At 68.3% G+C, this 19754-nt stretch carries 16 protein-coding genes and 1 pseudogene; 9 read left to right on the top strand and 8 right to left on the bottom strand.

The genetic code is table 11. The features are described 5' to 3' along the window. Nucleotides 1-235: 235 nt before the first annotated feature. Nucleotides 236-4084 carry a hybrid sensor histidine kinase/response regulator gene (locus G537_RS0133090; protein ID WP_034853805.1) on the top strand — a complete coding sequence of 1283 codons (3849 nt, stop codon included), beginning with the start codon at nt 236-238 and terminating at the stop codon, nt 4082-4084. Between the two features lie 13 nt (nt 4085-4097). On the opposite strand, the gene G537_RS0133085 is transcribed toward G537_RS0133090, so the two are convergent. Then, nucleotides 4098-5060: a LysR family transcriptional regulator gene (locus tag G537_RS0133085; RefSeq protein WP_211230596.1), complete on the bottom strand. Its 963-nt coding sequence runs from the start codon at nt 5058-5060 to the stop codon at nt 4098-4100. A gap of 183 nt (nt 5061-5243) precedes the next feature. Here G537_RS0133085 and G537_RS0133080 point away from each other — a divergent pair, with 183 nt between their 5' ends. The 6 genes from G537_RS0133080 to G537_RS0133055 all read left to right on the top strand — a co-directional run bounded on the left by G537_RS0133080 (nt 5244) and on the right by G537_RS0133055 (nt 12731). Next, nucleotides 5244-6215, top strand: coding sequence for an ABC transporter permease (locus tag G537_RS0133080; RefSeq protein WP_026873681.1), 972 nt, complete (start codon nt 5244-5246; stop codon nt 6213-6215). Continuing rightward, nucleotides 6212-7120, top strand: coding sequence for an ABC transporter permease (locus G537_RS0133075; protein ID WP_034853804.1), 909 nt, complete (start codon nt 6212-6214; stop codon nt 7118-7120). The genes G537_RS0133080 and G537_RS0133075 overlap by 4 nt, the downstream gene beginning before the upstream one ends. Nucleotides 7121-7130: 10 nt before the next feature. Beyond that, the gene (locus G537_RS0133070) at nt 7131-8105 is read left to right on the top strand and encodes an ABC transporter ATP-binding protein (RefSeq protein ID WP_026873679.1); all 975 of its coding nucleotides are present in this window, start codon (nt 7131-7133) and stop codon (nt 8103-8105) included. Next, nucleotides 8102-9088 (top strand): ABC transporter ATP-binding protein, encoded by a 987-nt coding sequence (locus tag G537_RS0133065; protein WP_026873678.1) that lies wholly within the window; start codon nt 8102-8104, stop codon nt 9086-9088. Before G537_RS0133070 ends, G537_RS0133065 begins: the two co-directional genes overlap by 4 nt. A 140-nt stretch (nt 9089-9228) precedes the next feature. After that, nucleotides 9229-10842: an ABC transporter substrate-binding protein gene (locus G537_RS0133060; protein WP_211230595.1), complete on the top strand. Its 1614-nt coding sequence runs from the start codon at nt 9229-9231 to the stop codon at nt 10840-10842. Beyond that, the gene (locus G537_RS0133055) at nt 10839-12731 is read left to right on the top strand and encodes a CocE/NonD family hydrolase (protein WP_026873676.1); all 1893 of its coding nucleotides are present in this window, start codon (nt 10839-10841) and stop codon (nt 12729-12731) included. Before G537_RS0133060 ends, G537_RS0133055 begins: the two co-directional genes overlap by 4 nt. Here the strand turns inward: G537_RS0133055 and G537_RS0133050 are convergent. From G537_RS0133050 to G537_RS0133040, 3 genes are all read right to left on the bottom strand, one after another. Next, nucleotides 12728-13402, bottom strand: a complete 675-nt coding sequence (locus G537_RS0133050; protein WP_026873675.1) for a response regulator — start codon at nt 13400-13402, stop codon at nt 12728-12730. The genes G537_RS0133055 and G537_RS0133050 overlap by 4 nt on opposite strands. A 68-nt stretch (nt 13403-13470) precedes the next feature. Then, complete coding sequence (locus tag G537_RS0133045; protein WP_026873674.1) at nt 13471-15093, bottom strand: MFS transporter; 1623 nt, start codon at nt 15091-15093, stop codon at nt 13471-13473. Between the two features lie 171 nt (nt 15094-15264). Further along, the gene (locus tag G537_RS0133040) at nt 15265-15684 is read right to left on the bottom strand and encodes an SRPBCC family protein (RefSeq protein WP_034853802.1); all 420 of its coding nucleotides are present in this window, start codon (nt 15682-15684) and stop codon (nt 15265-15267) included. Between the two features lie 173 nt (nt 15685-15857). Between G537_RS0133040 and G537_RS0133035 the strand changes: the two genes are divergently transcribed. Beyond that, nucleotides 15858-16187, top strand: a complete 330-nt coding sequence (locus G537_RS0133035) for a hypothetical protein (protein WP_026873672.1) — start codon at nt 15858-15860, stop codon at nt 16185-16187. A gap of 8 nt (nt 16188-16195) precedes the next feature. Here the strand turns inward: G537_RS0133035 and G537_RS0133030 are convergent, their stop codons facing one another. Next, nucleotides 16196-16666, bottom strand: a complete 471-nt coding sequence (locus tag G537_RS0133030) for a GFA family protein (RefSeq protein ID WP_026873671.1) — start codon at nt 16664-16666, stop codon at nt 16196-16198. 82 nt (nt 16667-16748) lie between these two features. Then, nucleotides 16749-17354 carry a TetR/AcrR family transcriptional regulator gene (locus G537_RS0133025; protein ID WP_155888894.1) on the bottom strand — a complete coding sequence of 202 codons (606 nt, stop codon included), beginning with the start codon at nt 17352-17354 and terminating at the stop codon, nt 16749-16751. Nucleotides 17355-17450: 96 nt separating this feature from the next. Between G537_RS0133025 and G537_RS0133020 the strand changes: the two genes are divergently transcribed. Continuing rightward, nucleotides 17451-17930 carry a cupin domain-containing protein gene (locus G537_RS0133020; RefSeq protein WP_026873669.1) on the top strand — a complete coding sequence of 160 codons (480 nt, stop codon included), beginning with the start codon at nt 17451-17453 and terminating at the stop codon, nt 17928-17930. 56 nt (nt 17931-17986) lie between these two features. Here the strand turns inward: G537_RS0133020 and G537_RS0133015 are convergent, their stop codons facing one another. Continuing rightward, on the bottom strand, nt 17987-19129 hold the full coding sequence (locus tag G537_RS0133015) for a type I restriction endonuclease (RefSeq protein ID WP_245579192.1): 1143 nt from the start codon (nt 19127-19129) through the stop codon (nt 17987-17989). 151 nt (nt 19130-19280) lie between these two features. After that, a pseudogene (locus G537_RS45700) lies at nt 19281-19466 on the bottom strand (GIY-YIG nuclease family protein); the annotation flags it as partial. Between the last annotated feature and the right edge of the window lie 288 nt (nt 19467-19754).

Below are 19754 nucleotides of genomic sequence, written 5' to 3'. Positions count from 1 at the left end.
GAAATCGCTGCGCGATTTCGACCTCTCCCCAAGGAGAGGTGTAGAGGGCTGGGGCTGGGGCTGGGGCTCGTACTCCCCTCTCCTCGGGGAGAGGGAGGGGCCCGACGCCGAAGGCGGCGGGGGGGTGAGGGGGATTCTCCAGCCGCGCCGCCGAAACGCTCGGCCTGACGCCGCAGTCGGCTTATGCTTCGGGGCATGACCGGGAGGAACGGGCGCAGGGATCGGGGAACAGGCGGTGGCTGACTGGCTGCTGTGGATCATCGCGCTCGGCTATCTCGGCCTGCTCTTCGCCGTCGCCTTCGCCGGCGACCGCAGCCCGGGCTACTGGCGCTCCGGCCTGCGCGAACCGCTGGTCTATGCCCTCTCGCTCGCCGTCTACTGCACCTCCTGGACCTTCTACGGCGGCGTCGGCCGGGCCGCGTCGCACGGGCTCGACTTCACGCTGATCTATGTCGGCCCGATCCTGGTGATCACCCTCGGCTTCCCGATGATGCGGAAGATCACCCGGGTGGCGCGCGAGCAGAACATCACCTCGGTCGCCGATTTCATCGCCGCCCGCTACGGCAAGAGCCGGGTCGTCGCCGCGGTCGCGACCCTGATCGCGCTGGTCGGCGTCCTGCCTTATCTGGCTCTGCAGCTGCAGGCCGTGTCGCTCAGCTTCGGCGCGCTCGCCACCGGGCCGGGGCGGACCATCGCAACGCCGATCTGGGCCGACACCGCGCTGCACGTGGCCCTGACCATGGCGGTCTTCGCCATCCTGTTCGGCGTCCGGCACGTCCAGGCGAATGAGCGGCACCAGGGCATGATCCTGGCGATCGCCTTCGAATCCCTGGTCAAGCTGGGGGCGATCCTCGCCGCCGGCGTGTTCGTCACCTTCGTGATGTTCGACGGGCCGGGCGATCTGGCGGCGCGGCTGCTGTCAGTGCCCGAGCTGCAGGCGCGGCTGGAGAGCTTTGCAGTCGGGCCGGAATGGGTGTCGATCACGGTGATGTCGGCGCTGGCCTTCCTGTGCCTGCCGCGGCAGTTCCATGTCGGGGTGGTGGAGAGCGGGCGGCCGGCCGATCTGCGCACGGCGCGATGGCTGTTCCCGGCCTATCTCGGCGCCATCAACGTCTTCGTCCCGGCCTTCGCCATCGCGGGGCTGCTGCTGCTCGGCACCGCCACCGACCCCGACCTGTTCGTGCTGGCGCTGCCGATGGCGGCGGGCGATCCGCTGCTGTCGCTGGCCGTGTTCCTGGGCGGGCTGTCGGCGGCCACGGGCATGGTCATCGTCGAGACCGTGGCGCTCAGCACCATGATCAGCAACGAACTGGTGCTGCCGCTGCTGCTGCGCGGCGGCATGGCGGCCTGCGGCGACGGCGCCCTCGGCCCCACCGTGCTGCGCATCCGCCGGATCGCGATCTTCGCCATCCTGCTGCTGGCCTATGCCTATTACGCCGTGATCGGCGGGCGCCTGCCGCTGGCCTCGATCGGGCTGATCGCCTTCTGCGCCGTGGCCCAGCTCGGGCCCGCCCTGATCGCCGGGCTGTACTGGCGCGGCGCCCACCGCCACGGTGCCTTCGCCGGCATGGCGGGCGGCTTCCTGGTCTGGCTCGTCGTCTTCCTGGCGCCGACCCTGACCGATGTCGACTGGCTGGCCTCGGTGCCGCTGCTCGGGATGGAGGGCGTGCTGTGGGGTATCGGCGACCATGTCGACGCCCTGACCCGGGGCGCGTTCTGGAGCCTGTCGGTGAACACCGCGCTGCTGGTCGGCGTGTCGCTGCTGGCCCGGGCGGGCGAACGCGACCGGGAACAGGCCGAGGCCTTCGTCGGCCCGGCGGTCGAGGCCGGGCAGCGGCCGCAGGCCGCGCACCGCGCCGCCGCCTTCGACGACCTCAAGACGCTGGTCGCGCGCTTCGTCGGGCCGGAGCGGGCGGAAGCGGCCTTCGGCGGGGCGGTCGCGGCGCTGCGGGACCGCGACCTCGCCGACCACACCGAGCGGCTTCTGAGCGGCGCGATCGGCGCCGCCTCCGCCCGCATCATGGTCGCCGCCACGATGCGCCGGCACCGCACCGCCATCGGCCGGTCGCAGGCCCTGCTGCGTGAGGCGTCGGAGGCGATCCTCTTCAACCGCGACCTCTTGAGCGCCACGCTCGACAATATCGGCCAGGGCATCGGCGTGTTCGACCGGGACCTGCACCTCGCCGCCTGGAACCGCCGCTTCGTCGAGATCCTCGGCCTGGCCGAGCCGCGGGTCGCGATCGGCATGCCGCTGGCGGCGCTGGCGGCGCCGGGGCAGGGCGGGGCGTTCGGCCTCGACCTCTCGGTGCTGCTGGAGGAGCAGCGCGACCCCGAGCGGCGGCGGCGCGCGCACAGCCATGAGCGGCGCGGCAGCGACGGGCGGGTGCTGGAGCTGCAGACCAACCCGATGCCCGACGGCGGCTTCGTCCTGGTCTGCACCGACGTCACCGAACGGGTGAAGACGCTGGACGCGCTGCGCGACAGCGAACGGCGCATCCGCATCTACACCGACAACGTCCCGGTCCTGATCGCCTATGTCGACCGGGAGGAGCGCTATCGCTTCACCAACCGGCCCTACGAGCAGGCGTTGGGGCTGGAGCGCGGCGAGACGAACGGGCTGCCGATCCGCGTCGCGCTCGGCGAGGACCGCTATGCCCGGCTGAAGCCCTATATCGACGCGGCGCTGGCCGGGCGGCGCCAGGTGTTCGAGATCGAGTTCGCCGCCGCCGGGGCCGAGCTGGCGCGCGGCACCTACATTCCGCATCGGGACGAGCAGGGCCGTGTCATCGGCTTCTTCACCCTGTATCACGACATCACCGAGCAGCGCCGGGCCGAGGCCGTGCTGCGCGAGACCGCCGAGACGCTGGAGCGCCGCGTCGCCGAGCGGACCCGCGAGCTGACCGCGCTGAACGAGGCGCTGGCGGCGGCGAAGGCGGCGGCCGAGGCGGCGAATCTCTCCAAGACCCGCTTCCTGGCGGCGGCAAGCCACGACCTGCTGCAGCCCTTCCACGCCGCGCGCCTCCTGACCGCCACGCTGGCCGAGCGGCTGGGCCGGCGGCCGGAGGCGTCGCTGGTCGGCCATATCGACAGCTCCCTCGGCACGGTGGAGGAACTGCTGCAGGCGCTGCTGGAGATCTCGAAGCTCGACGCCGGCGCCTTCGAGCCGCAGCCTCGGGCGGTGACGGCCGACGAGATCCTGCGCGCCGCCGTTCTGCCCTTCGAGCCGATCGCGCGTCGCCGCGGGCTGCGCCTCAGGATCGCGCCCTCGACCGCGACGGTGCAGACCGACCCGGCCCTGGTCCGCCGGATCGTGCAGAACTTCGTCTCCAACGCGGTGCGCTACACGAGGCAGGGCACCGTTCTGGTCGGCTGCCGCCGCCGGGCCGGCGCCCTGGTGATCCAGGTCTGGGACACCGGGCCAGGGATCCCGCAGGAGCAGCTCTCCGCCATCTTCGAGGAGTTCCGCCGCCTCGGCTCCGGCAGCGAGGACGAGCCGGCGGGGCTGGGGCTGGGCCTCGCCATCGTCGAGCGCATCGCGGCGCGGCTCGGCCATCGGGTGGCGGTGCGCTCCTGGCCTGGCCGCGGCAGCGTGTTCGAGGTGGTGCTGCCGCTGGCGGAGACCCAGGCCACGGTGCCGCCGCCCGCGGCGCCCCGCCCACGCGTTCCGGCGACCGACCTGGCCGGACGGCTGGTGCTCTGCGTCGACAACGACCATGCCATCCTGACCGCGACGCGGCTGCTGCTGGAGGGCTGGGGCTGCACCGTGGTGGCGGCGACGGACGCTGCCGGCGCGAAGGAGGCGCTGCAGCCGCTCGGCCGGATGCCGGACATGGTGCTGCTCGATTACCACCTCGCCGGGGCGGAGACCGGGCTCGACGTGCTCGCCGCGCTCGAGGCGGCGGCCGGCCGTCCGCTGCCCGCCGCCCTGGTGACGGCGGACCGGACGGAGGCGCTGAAGGCGGCCGCCCGCGCCCGCGGCCTGCCGCTGCTGCACAAGCCGCTGAAGCCGGCGGCGCTGCGCGCGCTGCTGGTGCAGCGCTTGGCGTCTCGGCGGGCGCCCGCCGAGACGCCGCCGGCCGCCTGACGGAGCGGTACCGCTACGTCACGTCCGGTCGGAACTCCCTCTCCAGCCCGCGCAGCATGTCGATCAGGCGGCTCCGGAAATGCTCGGCGAAGCGGTCGGCGGCGCGGGAGCGGGGCTGGCCGGCGGCGAAGGCCAGGCCGAACTCGTTCCACAGCAGCGGCCGGAAGGGCCGGATGGCGATCGGCAACTGCCGGAAATGGCTCGCCATCAGCGCGTTGACGATGGTCACGCCCAGCCCCTGGGCGGCGAAGGCGCAGGCCGAGCCGACCGAATGGGTCTCGACCTGGACCCGCGGCCGGAAATGGACGCGGCGGAACATCTGGTCGATCTCCGCCCGCGCCGGCCGCTGCCGGCCCAGCAGCACCAGCGGCTCGCCCTCCAGATCCTCGACCGAGACCACCGGCTTCTCCGCCAGCCGGTGGCCCTCCGGCATGACGCAGACGCTGGCGGTGCGGGCGATCGCGATCGTGTCCATCCCGGCCTCGCCGGTCGGCAGCCGCACGAAGCCGAGATCGGCCTGGCGGGTCAGCACCGCGCGCTCGGTCTCGTGATAGGCGCCGGACAGGATCTCCAACGCGACATTGCCGTGCTCCCGCAGGAACTCCTCGACGATCAGCGGCAGGATGGTCTGCGACATGCTGTGAGGCACGCCGATGCGCAGCAGGATCTGGTCGGAGTTGCCGGCCCGCAGCGCCTCCGCCACGTGCTGCACGCGCTGCACCCCGTCGACCGCGTCCTCGACCGAATCCAGGAGGCCGATCGCCTCCGGCGTCGGGATCAGCCGGCCCTTCTCACGGGCGAACAGCTCCAGCCCCAGCTCGGCCTCCAGCTGGGTCAAGAGGCGGCTGACCGCCGATTGCGACAGGTCCAGCCGGGCCGCGGCGGCGGTGGTGGAGCCGCTGCGCATGATCGCCTTGAAGGCCTCGAGCTGCTTGACGTTCATCCCGCCCGCACCGATATCCGCGACACGAAGCATCGGGCCAGCCTGTGCCCGCGCACGAAATGCGCATAGCCCGATGCGGATTCCGCATGATGTTGCGGGCCGTTCTCTCCCACGCCTAGTGTCCCCCTCGCCACGCCGGACCGCCCGGCAGGCCCATCATAAGCGAACAGGGACGCAGATGCGGGATTCGCGCGCCGGGACGCCGACAAGCCGGCCATGACCGTCTTCATCATCCGCCGGCTGGTGCAGAGCGCCTTCGTGCTGCTGGTCACCTCTGTCCTCGTCTTCCTCGGCGTCTATGCCATCGGCAACCCGATCGAGATCCTGGTGCCGGCCGACGCCTCGCAGGCCGAGATCGCCCAGGCCATCCAGTCGCTCGGCCTCGACCGGCCACTGTGGGAGCAGTACCTGACCTTCCTCGGCAACGCGCTGCATGGCGATCTGGGCCGCTCCTTCGTCTTCAACCAGCCCTCGATCAGCCTGATCTTCGAGCGGCTGCCGGCGACGCTGGAGCTGGCCTTCATCGCCCTGCTGCTGTCGCTGGTCATCGGCATCCCGCTCGGCGTGCTGTCGGGGCTCAAGGCCGGCAGCCGCTTCGACCGCACGGTGATGACCGGCTCGATCCTCGGCTTCAGCCTGCCGAACTTCTGGCAGGGCATGATGCTGATCATGATCTTCTCGGTGATGCTCGGCTGGCTGCCCTCCACCGGCCGGGGCACCACCGGCGAGGTGCTGGGCCTGCACACCAGCCTCGCCACCTGGGACGGCCTGACCCATCTGATCCTGCCGGCGGTCAACCTGTCGCTGTTCAACGTCTCGCTGATCATCCGCCTGACCCGCAGCGGCATGCGCGAGACCCTGCCGCTGGATTTCGTCAAGTTCGCCCGCGCCAAGGGGCTGACCGAGCGGCGGGTGATCTTCGTCCATGTGCTGAAGACCATCCTGATCCCGATCGTCACCGTGGTGGGGATGGAGTTCGGGTCGCTGATCGCCTTCGCCACGGTGACCGAGACCATCTTCGCCTGGCCCGGCGTCGGCAAGCTGATCATCGACAGCATCATGCGGCTCGACCGGCCGGTGATCGTCGCCTACCTGCTGATCGTCGTCGCGATGTTCATCGTCATCAACCTGGTGGTCGACATCCTGTACTCGGTGCTCGACCCCCGCGTCCGGCTGGCCGACGCATGAGCGACGCCGTGACCGCCCGCAAGCCGCTGCTCGGCGACGGCATCCTGGCCCAGGCGCTGCGCGGCATCCTGGACAGCAAGGCCGCGACCCTGGCCGCCACCGCCTGCCTGGCGCTGGTCGCGGTGGCGATCTTCGCCCCCTGGATCGCGCCGCAGGACCCCTACGATCTGGCCTCGCTCAGCATCATGGATGGCCGCCTGCCGCCGGGCAGCGAGAGCATGGACGGCTGGACCTACTGGCTGGGCACCGACGCCCAGGGCCGCGACATGCTGTCGGCGATGCTGTACGGGCTGCGCACCAGCCTCGGCGTCGGCGTGCTGTCCGGCCTGTTCGCCCTGGCCGTTGGCACCACGCTGGGCCTCGTCGCGGCCTATTTCGGCGGCAAGATCGACACGCTGGTCATGCGCGTCGTCGACCTGATGCTGGGCTTCCCCACCATCCTGGTCGCTCTGATGATGCTGGCCGTGCTGGGGCAGGGGGTGGGCAAGGTCATCCTGGCCCTGGTGGTGGTCCAATGGGCCTATTTCGCCCGCGCCGTCCGCGCCGCGGCCCTGGTCGAGCGCGGCAAGGAATATGTCGAGGCGGCGCAGTGCCTGGGCTTGAGCAAAGCGCGCATCCTGTTCAGCCATCTGCTGCCGAACTGCCTGCCGCCGGTGATCGTGATCGCCACCATCCAGGTGGCGCATGCGATCGCAGCCGAGGCCACCCTGAGCTTCCTCGGCATCGGCCTGCCGATCACCGAGCCGTCGCTGGGCCTCTTGATCGCCAACGGCTACCAAGTCCTCTTGGCCGGCCTCTACTGGATCAGCGTGTTCCCGGGCCTGCTGCTGCTGGCCTTGATCTTCTCGATCAACATCGTCGGCGACCGCCTGCGCGAGGCGCTGAACCCCCGGCTGCAGAAGTGAGGGCCCGGAGATGACCGCCCCCACGCTGAGCGTCGAGAACCTGCAGACGCATTTCTTCACCAAGGCCGGAGTCGTCCGCGCCGTCGACGGCGTCAGCTTCCGGGTCGACCGCGGCGAGGTGCTGGGACTGGTCGGTGAATCCGGCTCCGGCAAGTCGATCACCGGCTTCTCGATCCTCGGCCTGGTCGATCCGCCGGGCCGGGTGGTCGGCGGCCGCATCCTGTTCAAGGGCGAGGACCTGGCGGCGCTGCCGGCGGAGCGGCTGCGGCAGCTGCGCGGCAACCGCATCGCCATGATCTTCCAGGACCCGATGATGACGCTGAACCCGGTCCTCAGGGTCGAGACCCAGATGGTCGAGGCGGTGCAGGCGCATGAGCGGGTGAAGCGGGAGGAGGCCGTGGCGCGGGCCCGCGACGCGCTGGGCCGGGTCGGCATCCCGTCGCCGGAGGAGCGGCTCAAGGCCTATCCCCACCAGTTCTCCGGCGGCATGCGCCAGCGCGTGGCGATCGCGATCGCCCTGCTGCACGAGCCCGACCTGATCATCGCCGACGAGCCGACCACGGCGCTGGACGTCACCATCCAGGCGCAGATCCTGGCCCAGGTGCAGACTCTGTGCCGCGAGATCGGCACGGCGCTGATCTGGGTCAGCCACGACCTCGCCGTGGTCGCTGCCCTGGCCGACCGGATCTGCGTCATGTATGCCGGCCGCGTGGTCGAGACCGGCACGGTCGACGAGGTGATCGACCGGCCGGCGCATCCCTACACCATCGGGCTGATCGGCTCGGTCCCCGGTGACCGGCCGCGCGGCGAGGCGCTGTTCCAGATCCCGGGCATGGCGCCGTCGCCTTTGGCCCTGCCACAGGGCTGCGCCTTCCGCCCGCGCTGCGGCCGCGCGACCGAGGCCTGCCTCGTGGCACCGGAGACGACCTGGCGGGGCGACCGTGCCTTCCGCTGCTTCCACCCGCAGTTGGAGACCCGCCCATGACCGCGCTGATCGAGGCCGCCGGCCTGGGCAAGCGCTTCACCAAGCGCCTGGATTACGCCGAGAAGACGGCGCGCCTGCTGGACGCCAGGATCGAGGAACGGACGGTACACGCCGTCGACGGCGTCGACCTGGCGATCGCGCCGGGCGAGGTGGTCGGGCTGGTCGGCGAATCCGGCTGCGGCAAGTCCACGCTGGGCCGTATGATGGCCGGCATCCTGCCGAAGAGCGACGGTGCTATCCGCTGGCGCGGCCGGGATGTCGACGGCTTGGCCGGCGACGCGGCGCGCGACGCCCGGCTGAAGGCGCAGATGATCTTCCAGGATCCCTTCGCCTCGCTGAACCCGCGCAAGCGGGTGCGCGACATCATCGGCGAGGCGCCGCGGGTGCACGGGCTGGTGGGCCGGCGCGAGGCCGATGGCTATGTCCAGGACATGATGCGCCGGGTCGGGCTGGACCCGGCCTATCGCGACCGATTCCCGCACCAGTTCTCCGGCGGCCAGCGCCAGCGCATCGGCATCGCCCGGGCCTTGGCGGTGCAGCCCGACTTCCTGGTCTGCGACGAATCCATCGCCGCGCTCGACGTCTCGATCCAGGCCCAGATCCTGAACCTGTTCCTGGAGCTGAAGCGCGAGCTGGGCCTGACCTACCTGTTCATCAGCCACGATCTCGGCGTGGTCGAGCATATCAGCGACCGGGTGGTGATCATGTATCTCGGCCGGGTGGTCGAGACCGCCGCGACCGCGGAGCTGTTCGCCCGGCCGCTGCATCCCTACACCGCGGCGCTCTTGAACGAGGTGCCGCGGCTGAGCAACCGCAAGCGCAAGTTCGAGACGATCAAGGGCGAGATCCCGTCGCCGCTGCACCCGCCGACCGGCTGCCGTTTCCACCCGCGCTGCCCGATGGCGACCGACCGCTGCCGCACCGAGCGGCCGGCGCTGCGCCCGGTCGCGCCCGGCCATCAGGCCGCCTGCCACCTGATCTGAGGCGCCTGAACGCGCCCGTGAGCGAAACAGAGGAGAGCAAGATGATTTGGACGCCGGCACGGACCGCCCATTCCTCACCGTCATTGCGAGGAGGCGAAGCCGACGAAGCAATCCAGGGGCCGGTGCGAGCAGCCCCTGGATTGCTTCGCTACGCTCGCAATGACGGTGTTGGGAAGCGACGCCTCGGCGCTCTTCTGGCGACGATTGCAGCGATCCTGACGCTCGGCAGTGCCAGCTTTACCCAGGCCGCCGACCTGACCATCGGCACGGCGACCGAGCCCTCCGCCATCGACCCGCAGTTCTCGCGCACCGGCAACAACCAGTCGATCGCGCAGCACATGTTCGACCGGCTGGTGCAGACCGACGAGAACCTGCAGGTGCAGCCGGCGCTGGCGCTGTCCTGGACCGCCGTCGACCCGACCACCTGGGAGGTCAAGCTGCGCCCCGGCGTCAAGTTCAGCGACGGCTCGGAGCTGACGGCGGAGGACGTGATCTTCTCGATGGACCGCGCCAGGTCGGTGCCGAACAGCCCGGCGCCGTTCACCGGCGCGGTCGGCAGCATCGCGGAGATGACCGCGGTCGACCCGCTGACCATCCGCTTCAAGACCAAGGCGCCGACGCCGCAATTCATCGAGCAGGTCGGCCTCGTCTACATCGTCTCGAAGAAGGCGGCGGAGGGGAAGACGACCAACGACTTCAACTCCGGCGCCGCGGCGGTCGGCACCGGGCCCTATATGTTCAAGGAGTGGGTGCCGGGCGACCGGCTGGTGCTGGCGCCGAACCCGCATTACTGGGGCGACAAGCCGGCCTTCGACAACGTCACCGTCAAGGTCATCTCGAACAACGCGGCGCGGATCGCGGCCCTCCTGTCCGGCGCGGTCGACCTGATCGACGGCGTGCCGCCGGCCGACGTGGCGACGGTCGAGGGCAGCGGCAAGGCCAAGGTCTATTCCACCACCTCCGGCCGGCTGATCTACCTGGCGCTGGATTCGGCGCGGGACCAGAGCCCGTTCGTCACCGGCAAGGACGGCCAGCCCCTGGCGGCCAACCCGCTGAAGGACAAGCGGGTGCGCCTCGCCATCTCCAAGCTGATCAACCGCGACCTGATCATCCAGCGCCTCTTGAACGGCTCCGGCACGCCGGCCGGGCAGATCGTGCCGGAAGGGCTGGGCGGTTACGCCGCCGATGTGAAGCCCGAGGCCTATGACGCCGCCGGCGCCAAGGCCCTGCTGGCCGAGGCCGGCTACGGCGACGGCTTCGGCCTGACGGTCCATTCCTCGAACGACCGTTTCGCCGGCGACGCCGACATCGCCCAGGCGATCGGCCAGATGCTGGCGCGCGGGGGGCTGAAGATCAACGGCGTGGTCACCCAGCCCTACAACGTCTATGCCGGCGCCGCCTCGAAGCAGGAATACAGCGCCTTCATCTTCAGCTTCGGCAACAGCAACAGCAACTCGGCCAACGCCCTGACCAACGTGCTGGCGACCTACGACAAGGAAGCCGGCATGGGCGCCTTCAACCGCGCCCGCTACTCGAACCCGGAGTTCGACGCGACGCTGAAGCAGGCGCTGGCGGAGTTCGACGAGGCCAAGCGCAACCAGCTGCTGGAGCAGGCGGCGCGGATCGGCTTCGGCGATGTCGGCATCGTGCCGCTGTACTTCCCGACCGTGCACTGGGCGGCGCGCGACGGCATCACCTACCGCGCCAACAAGAACGAATGGACCCTCGCCACCTATGCGGAGATCGCCAAGTGAGCTCGGGTGAAGTCCAGGTGCTGCGCGACCGGATGGTCACCCTGCGCGACGGCGTGAATCTCGCCACCGACGTGTACCTGCCGGCCGGCTACCGCGTCGGCGTCGACGCGCCGCTGCCCACCATCCTGGAGCGCACGCCCTACGGCAAGACCGAGCTGTCGCGCTCCGAGATCGGGGCCGGGATGGACGGGCCGATGGCCCGGCCGCAGGTGGCGGCGCATTTCGTCCGCGCCGGCTATGCCGTGGTCTACCAGGACTGCCGCGGCCGCCACAGCTCCGAAGGGGTGTTCACCAAATACACCTCCGAGGGGCCGGACGGTTACGACACGGTCGCCTGGATCACGGCCCAGCCCTGGTCGAACGGCAAGGTCGGCACCATGGGCCTGTCCTACGCCGCGCACACCCAGTTCGCCCTGGCCTGCCTGAACCCGCCGGGCCTGGCCTGCATGGTGGTGGATTCGGGGGGCTTCTCGAACGCCTACCATTGCGGCATCCGCCAGGGCGGCGCCTTCGAGCTGAAGCAGGCGACCTGGGCCTTCAACCAGGCGAAGGAGAGCCCGGCGGCGCTGGCCGACCCCAAGGTGCTGGCGGCGCTGGAGGCCGAGGACCTGCGGGCCTGGTTCGCGGCCATGCCGTGGCGGCCCGGCCATTCGCCGGTGCGCGCGGTGCCGGATTACGAGGCCTATCTGTTCGAGCAATGGACCAACGGGTCCTTCGGCGACTACTGGAAGCAGCTCGGCATCTATGCCGAAGGCTGGTACGGCACCTTCCCGGACATCCCGATCGTGCTGCTGTCCAGCTGGTACGACGCCTATGTCCGCACCACGATGGAGAACTATGCGGCCCTGACCGGCAACGGCCGGAAGGGTCCGGTGAAGCTGATCATGGGGCCGTGGCTGCACGGCAACCGCAACACCACCTTCGCCGGCGACACGGAGTTCGGGCCGGTGGCGACGATCGACGGCAATGTGACCGCTAGCTGGCTCGACTTCCGCCGCCGCTGGTTCGACCGCTGGCTGAAGGGGATCGGCAACGGCGCCGAGGCCGAGCCGGCGGCCCGGCTGTTCCTGATGGGCGGCGGCAGCGGCCGGCGCACCGCGGAGGGCCGGCTGGACCATGGCGGGCGCTGGATCGCGGCGGCGGACTGGCCGCTGCCCGGCACCGTCTTCACCGACTATCACCTGCATGCCGACGGCCGGCTGGACGCGGCGGCGCCGGAGGTCGAGGAGGCGTCGATCGCCTATCAGTTCGACCCGGCGAACCCGGTGCCGACCATCGGCGGCGCCCTGACCTCGGGCCAGCCGGTGTTCGAGGGCGGCGGCTTCGACCAGACCGAGGGCGAGCGCTTCTTCGGCTGCCGGCGGCCCGGCCTGCCGCTGTCGTCCCGCCCCGACGTGGTGGTGTTCGAGACCGAGCCGCTGGAGCGGGACATGGCGGTGGTCGGGCCGATCGAGGTCCGGCTCTTCGTCTCCTCCGACGCGCCGGACACCGACTTCACCGCCAAGCTGATCGACGTGCACCCGCCAACCGCGGACGACCCGAAGGGTTTCGCGCTGAACCTGACCGACGGCATCCTGCGCTGCCGCTACCGCGACAGCTGGGAGAACCCGTCGCCGATGGAGCCGGGCCGCGTCTATGCGATCACCATCGAGCCCTTCGCCACCGCCAACCTGTTCAAGGCCGGGCATCGCATCCGGCTCGACATCTCCTCCAGCAACTTCCCGAAATACGACGTCAACCCGAACAGCGGAGAGCCGGAGGGCACGGGGCGGCTGAAGCGGGTGGCCACCAACCGCATTCATCTCGGCCGCGCGCATCCTTCGAAGATCGTGCTGCCGGTCGTTCCCGTCGAAAGCCTGACGCCGGTGCCGAAGCCGGGGCAGGGCTAGGAGGCATTCCCGGCCCTGCCGGGCGGCGGGTCCGAGAGGCCGAGCTGCCGCACCGCGATCACCGCCTGGGTCCGGTTCTGGACGCCGAGCTTGCGGAAGATCTGGGACAGATGCGCCTTCACCGTCGCTTCGGTGATCGACATCTCGAACGCGATCTGCTTGCTGAGCTTGCCCTCGGTCAGCAAGGCGAGGACGCGGAGCTGCTGCGGCGTCAGCTCGGCCACGCGGCGGCTCAGCTCGCTGCGCTCCGGCGCGTCGGCGGACGGCCCGGTCGCCGCCTCGGGGAACCAGACGCCGCCGCCCAGCACGCTTTCGATGGCGTCGCCGATCTCCGCCAGCGGCGTCGATTTCGGCAGGTAGCCGGAGGCGCCGAACTCCATCGCCTGCCGCATGGCGCCGGGGTCCTCATTGGCCGAGACCATGACCACCGGCACGGCGGGAAACGAGGCGCGCAGCGAGGCCAGGCCGGTGAAGCCGTTCATGCCGGGCATCGACAGGTCGAGCAGCAGCAGGTCGACGGTGCAGTCGCCGAGCGTGTCCAGCACCTCGGGGAAGCTGCCGGCCTCGATGACGGCAGGCGCGGGCGACATCACCTCGGCCAGGGTCTCGGCCAGGGCGCGCCGCACCAGCGGATGGTCGTCGGCGATCAGAACGACGGTGGCGTCAGTCATCTCGGCTCAAACAAGAAGGCCGCGCCATTCTGGGCGCGGCCTCCAGGAAGAGACAAGATTTCTCCGGATCAGTCCGCCCGGATATCGACCGACTTCGTCTCGCGGATGAACAGCGTGCCGACGACCAGGGTGATGCCGGCGACGATGATCGGGTACCACAGCCCGTCATAGATGTTGCCGGTGGCCGCGACGATGGCGAAGGAGGTCGCCGGCAGGAAGCCGCCGAACCAGCCGTTGCCGATGTGGTAGGGCAGCGACATCGAGGTGTAGCGGATCCGGGTCGGGAACAGCTCCACCAGCATCGCCGCGATCGGCCCGTACACCATCGTCACATAGATCACCAGGATGGTGAGGATCAGCACCACCATCACATGGTTGATCTGGCCGGGGTCCGCCTTCGCCGGATAGCCGGCGGCGTTCAGCGCGTCGCCGAGGCCCTTGGTGAAGGCCGGGCCAGCGGCCGCGGCGTCCGCCGCCGTGGCGTCATAGGCGGCGATGCGGGTGCCGCCGACGTCGATCTCGGCCTTGCTGCCCGCGGGCGCCGCCTGGTTGCTGTAGGGCACGCCCGCCTTGACCAGGGCGCTCTTGGCGATGTCGCAGGAGGTGGTGAACTTCGACGTGCCGACCGGGTTGAACTGCACGCTGCATTCCGTCGGGTCGGCGAACACCGTGACCGGGGCCTTGGTCTGCGCCGCCTCCAGCGCCGGGTTGGCGTAGTGGGTCAGGGCCTGGAACAGCGGGAAGTAGGTCAGCACCGCGAGCAGGCAGCCCGCCATGATGATCGGCTTCCGCCCGATCTTGTCGGACAGGGCGCCGAACACCAGGAAGAAGGGCGTGCCGATCAGCAGCGACACCGCCACCAGGATGTTCGCGGTCTGGCCGTCGACCTTCAGCGTCTGGGTCAGGAAGAACAGGGCGTAGAACTGCCCCGTGTACCAGACCACGGCTTGGCCGGCCGTCAGGCCGAACAGGGCCAGCAGCACGATCTTCAGGTTCGACCAGCGGGCGAAGGACTCGGTCAGCGGCGCCTTGGAGCCCTTGCCTTCGGCCTTCATCTGCTGGAACAGCGGCGATTCGTTGAGCTGCAGCCGGATCCAGATCGAGATGCCGAGCAGGATCACCGACAGCAGAAACGGGATGCGCCAGCCCCAGGCGTCGAAGGAGGCCGGGTCCATCGACAGGCGGCAGGCCAGGATCACCAGCAGCGACAGGAACAGGCCCATCGTCGCCGTGGTCTGGATCCAGGAGGTGTAGGCGCCGCGCTTGCCGTCCGGCGCGTGCTCGGCGACGTAGGTGGCGGCGCCGCCGTACTCGCCGCCCAGCGCCAGGCCCTGCAGCAGCCGCAGCAGGATCAGGATCACCGGCGCGGCGAGGCCGATCGCGTCGTAGCCCGGCAGGATGCCGACGATCGAGGTCGACAGGCCCATGATCACGATGGTGATCAGGAAGGTGTATTTGCGCCCGACCAGATCGCCCAGCCGGCCGAAGACCAAGGCCCCGAAGGGCCGGACGAAGAAGCCGGCGGCGAAGGCCAGCAGGGTGAAGATGAACGCCGCGGTCGGGTTGACGGCGGAGAAGAAGTGCTTGCCGATCGAGGCCGCCAGCGACCCGTACAGGTAGAAGTCATACCATTCGAAGACCGTCCCCAGCGAGGACGCGAAGATGACTTTGCGCTCCTCGCGTTTGCTCAATGCGGGAACAGGTGATCGGACTTCGGCTTCCGATGCAGTTGTCACCGGTGCATCCTCCCTTTGGCATTATGGCTGCGCGTCGTTTCTGCGGGGAGGCTCGCCCCCGATAATACGACACGTATTTGCGGAAAGTTATCAGCCGGCGAACCAAAGGGGGTATTCGACGTTCGTCTATGCGTCCTGGCGCGGCCGGTCCTCCAGCACCCGCTTCAGCGTCGCCAGATCACGCTCGACCCATTCGGCGTCTCGGGCGAAACGGGCGTCGTCCATCTCCGGCTGGCGGAACAGATGGAACGTCACCTCGCTGCCGCCGCCATTCGCCAGCACCCGGATCGGCAGGGAGATCTCCGGCCCGCTCGGCAGCGTGACCCAATGGTCGGCGATGCGGAACGGGTTGGGCGGGGTGAAGCGCACCCGCGCGGTCCCCTCCGGCGTCTCGGCGATCCAGACGTCGCCGTCGCGCTTCAGCGAATCGGCGAGGCCGCTGGCCCATTGCATGAAGTTCTCCGGGACCGACAGGAAGGCGTAGACGGCATCGGGATCGCGGTCGATCCAGACGCTGAGGGTGCGGGAGGGCAGGGCTCGGCTCATCGGGATCCTCCTTGGTCGATGCCTGCAGTCTGCGCCATCTTGCGCTGCCCGGCTTGAAAGGAACGGCCAGTTCTCGAAACGTTCTTTCTGCTGGACTCGACTCTGTGTTCCCTTTACGTTCCGATGCGTCGGGCCGCGGAGGCGTCGCGGCCCTGGGCAGAGGAGATCCGGGAATGGCGGTCACGCGCGAAGTCCGGGAACGGGACGGCCTGAAGCTCTACCGCAACACCCTGTCGCGGCGGCTGCTGGCGGCGGAGGGCACGGCGCCGACGCTGCAGGCGGCGCTCCGCGAGTTCCCCGACCTGCTCGGCTTCGACCTGTGGCAGCACCCCTCCGGCGCCCTGATGCTGTGCCGCACCGACAACCGGCCGACGGCGCTGGCCAAGGACAAGGCCTGGGCCGCCGCGCGCCCCGACCTGCTCTTCGCCGCGGCGCCGGAGGTGCCGGCCACGGCGATGCTGCCGCGCGGCTTCGGCGAGAGCGCCCGGCCGGCCTTCGCCTGAGCGGCGGATCAGCCGCCGAGGGCTTTGTGCCGCCGCTCCAGGCTGGCCTTCGGCCACAGCGCCTGCGGGTCGTAATAGACCTCGAAGGCGGGGACGCCTTCCGGCAGCACCACCCAGGGCAGTTTCGACCGGGTGAAGATGTGCACGTCGGGCGGCAGCTCTGCGGGGTCGCCCAGCGTGCCGACGCGGACGAAGCGGATCCGGGTGCGGCCGCCATAGGTGCTCCACAGCGCCGTGCGGCAGGTGGGGCAGCGGTGGATGACATGCGGCCGGCCGCTGTCGGTCGGCACGCCGACCGGTTCGGGCTTGCCCGACAGCAACTCGACCCGGTCGGACTCGATCAGCGCGTTGAGCACGAAGGCGCTGCCGGTCTGCCGCTGGCAGTCACGGCAATGGCAGCAATGCACGAACATCGGCGGTGAGAGCAGGCGATATCGAACAGAGCCGCAGGCGCAGTGGCCTTCGAGAGTATCTGGCATTTCAGCCTCCGATTCGGCTGAAGTCGCCGCAATCTTACCATCCGGCGGTGTATGGCGGTTTCGTCTTTTGTGGACAGCTGGATCAGCCGTCGGTGGCGGGCAGGAGCCGGTCGAGGATGGCGGAGATGTTGGACGCCAGGATCGCGTCGGCCATGGCGTCATTCACGCGGCAGACGTCCTTGAGGGCGATATAGGCCTCCATCCCGGATGCGGCCGATAGCGATTTCACCAGAAAGTCGAAGTCATGCGGGGTCATGCGGGATCGGACCGGCGCGAGGGCATGCTCGTACATCGGCAGGCGCCGGCCGCCGCGAAGATCGATCGTCATGCGGCCGCCATCGGCAACCCAGGCATCGAGCGCGCGCGCCAGGAACAGGCGGAACTTGGTCTCGGCGTCCCGCGTCAGCCGGAACAGGTAGCGTGCGACCCTGAGCACGCGCTCCCGGACGTTCTCGGCCTCTCCGACGATCTCCTCCGGCGTTGCCACTCCTCCGTCGAGCACCGCCTCGAGCGTGAGCGCATCTGAGTCGGAGAAGTAGCGATACGCCGTCGCCTTCGAGATCGCCGCCGCCTCGGCGGCGGCGATCACCGTCACTGGTTCCCCGCGATCCATCAGATGGCGGGCCGCAGCAAGCAATGCCTGCCTTGTCCTGAGCTTCTGGTTGGACCGGCCGGTGTCGAGGCGCATGGCGAACTCTCTTGAGACGCTGTGATCTTAATGATACTAATGTCTCATAAACTAGACAAGACGCCTCAAGGCGCCCGTACGTACAGGGAGGACGTCATGACCGCGTATCCGACCGACACCTATCACCTGTTCGGCAACCTGCTCCGTTTCCTGGCGCACAGCCCGGATACCGGCGGTGCCTACTGCCTCGTCGAATCACTGACGGCGCCCGGCGCCGGCGCGCCGCCGAACCGGCATCCCGGAGAGGACGAGGCGTTCTACGTGCTCGACGGATCTTTCGTCTTTACCATCGGAGGGGAGACAGTCGCGGCGGAGACCGGCGCCTTCGTCAAGATTCCGGACGGGGCGGTGCACGCCTTCAAGAATGTAGGGGCGAGACCCGGCCGGCTGCTGATCATCAACGCGCCGGGCCGTGTCCACGACGCCTTCTTCAGTCAGGCCGGAGAGCCGATGCCCCCCGGAACCCGCGAATTACCACCGCAAAACGGGGCTCCCGATATTCCGCGCGTAATCGAGATCGGGCGACTGAACGGTCTCGAATTCCTGCTTCCGCCCGAGCAGGAGGCGGTCGGCTGACCAGCTACTTGCCGGATTCAGCGCGAATCTGTCGCTAGTTCCAGAAAGTTATTGCCTTAGGTGGGCTGTGGAATACTCGGATCCAGGTCCCTGAGCCGAGCCTCGATCTGACTCGCATATTGATAGATCTCGGTAAGGTCGGAGAGCGGATGTCTGGTCTCCTCTTTGCCTTCGAACAGTCCGAGGTGCTTGGTCGTCACCCCGTTGAAGTGCAGGCGGGCGATCGTCTTGCGATTGTTGTCGTCCAACAGCACGGCGCAGTAGGATTTGGCATCTCTGATCACGACGCGCTTCGGGCTGGTAACTCGAGAGACGATCGCCTGAATGATGTGAAAGCCTGAAATTTCTTCCGGCGTTGTCATCACAGCTTCTTCGTCCGAGCCGTTGTCGGCGACGTCAGGGATCTCAGGTGCTGCGGCATTGAGGGCGGAAGATAGTCGCTCATTCACCAGATCGCGGATCAGGCTGGCGATCACCGCTGGCAGTATCTTGCCGAAGCTCTCCTTGATTGCCGGCGTGAGCCGCCCGCCATAGACCCGCGAGGCCAACATGCGGACGAAATCTTCCGAGGGTTCGTTGAATTCCTTCTCCAGCTCTTTTCTAAGCTGTGACTGCATCTTGAGATTGACGGCTTCCTGAACAATCTGATCGACGTCGAAGGAAGACTTGCTGAATTTTTCGAGTATCTTTGGATCGGATGGTTTGATTGCCTCTATAGAAAATGTATAGAATGGCTTCTCATCCATTTTGTTAGGGCGGTCGACGTCGGAGTAGAACTGATAAACAACGCCGTTGGTCAGGACCGCGAGCCTCGCGTCCGTGACGCTGAAATACCGGAAGAGTTGGCTTGCGTGGTTGAGACTCAGTTCCGCGCTGGAGGGCTTGCATTCGATCAGAATGGAAATTTTCCCATCCTTGCAGATGGCATAGTCAACCTTCTCACCCTTCTTGGTTCCGACATCCGCCGTAAACTCCGGCACAACCTCGCCAGGGTTGAAAACATCATAACCCAGGGCCTGAATAAACGGCATGACGAGAGCTGTCTTCGCAGCTTCTTCCGTCAATAGTATTTCTCGGTGAGCGACGACCTTCTTCTGGAGGTCGACGAGACGAGTGCTGAGATCCATTGTTTCCCTCTTATCAAAATCGGTTTCCTCGGAAAGGTTGCTTTTTGCCGTGCAGTCAGCTGCAACCAGCATGGGCAATGCATAGCGCCTGCTGAAATGATATAACTATACGAGCTGGCTTCCAGAGCAACGATTGCAAAATTGCCGGTTTTGTCAATAGCCGATCGGTGCGCGATATATAGTGTAGGTCTTCATAGGCTTCGAACCGGGAGCACCCTGGACACTACCATAGGCGTTTGTTGGCGAAGGCGTGACCGGACCCTGACTTGAGATAGCGCTCGAAAGCTTCCGCCTTGGCTCGATCGCTAAACGCGATATAGGTCGTCAGCCGCCATGGTTTGAATTTCGAAGTGTGGTAGGATTTCCTTGAGTTGTGCTCTTGAAGACGCTGCCTGAGATCGGCAGTCGCTCCGACGTAGCGCTGGCCCTATGTGGAAAGACTTTCTATGAGATAGACGTAAAACAACAGCAGCCCCCTCCGCTAAAGCTACGGAGGCGTCCTGCTTCGCGATCGGAGAAATTCGCAATCCTGCGAAGCGCGTGAGCGCGAAGCAGGATGGCGGAGGGGAAGTCCGCCAACCCTGGCCTCCCACGGTCACCCACGTTGATCCAGAATAGCCTTTAAAATCGGCAGAGTCGCTGGGGTTTTTGGGGCAATGATTTCCCATCCAAGCCCATAGTTGCCAATCCGCATCCA

Origin of the sequence: Inquilinus limosus DSM 16000 (assembly GCF_000423185.1) — a bacterium.
GTDB classification, from domain to species: Bacteria; Pseudomonadota; Alphaproteobacteria; order DSM-16000; family Inquilinaceae; genus Inquilinus; species Inquilinus limosus.
This window is presented reverse-complemented; position numbering and strand designations above follow the sequence as displayed.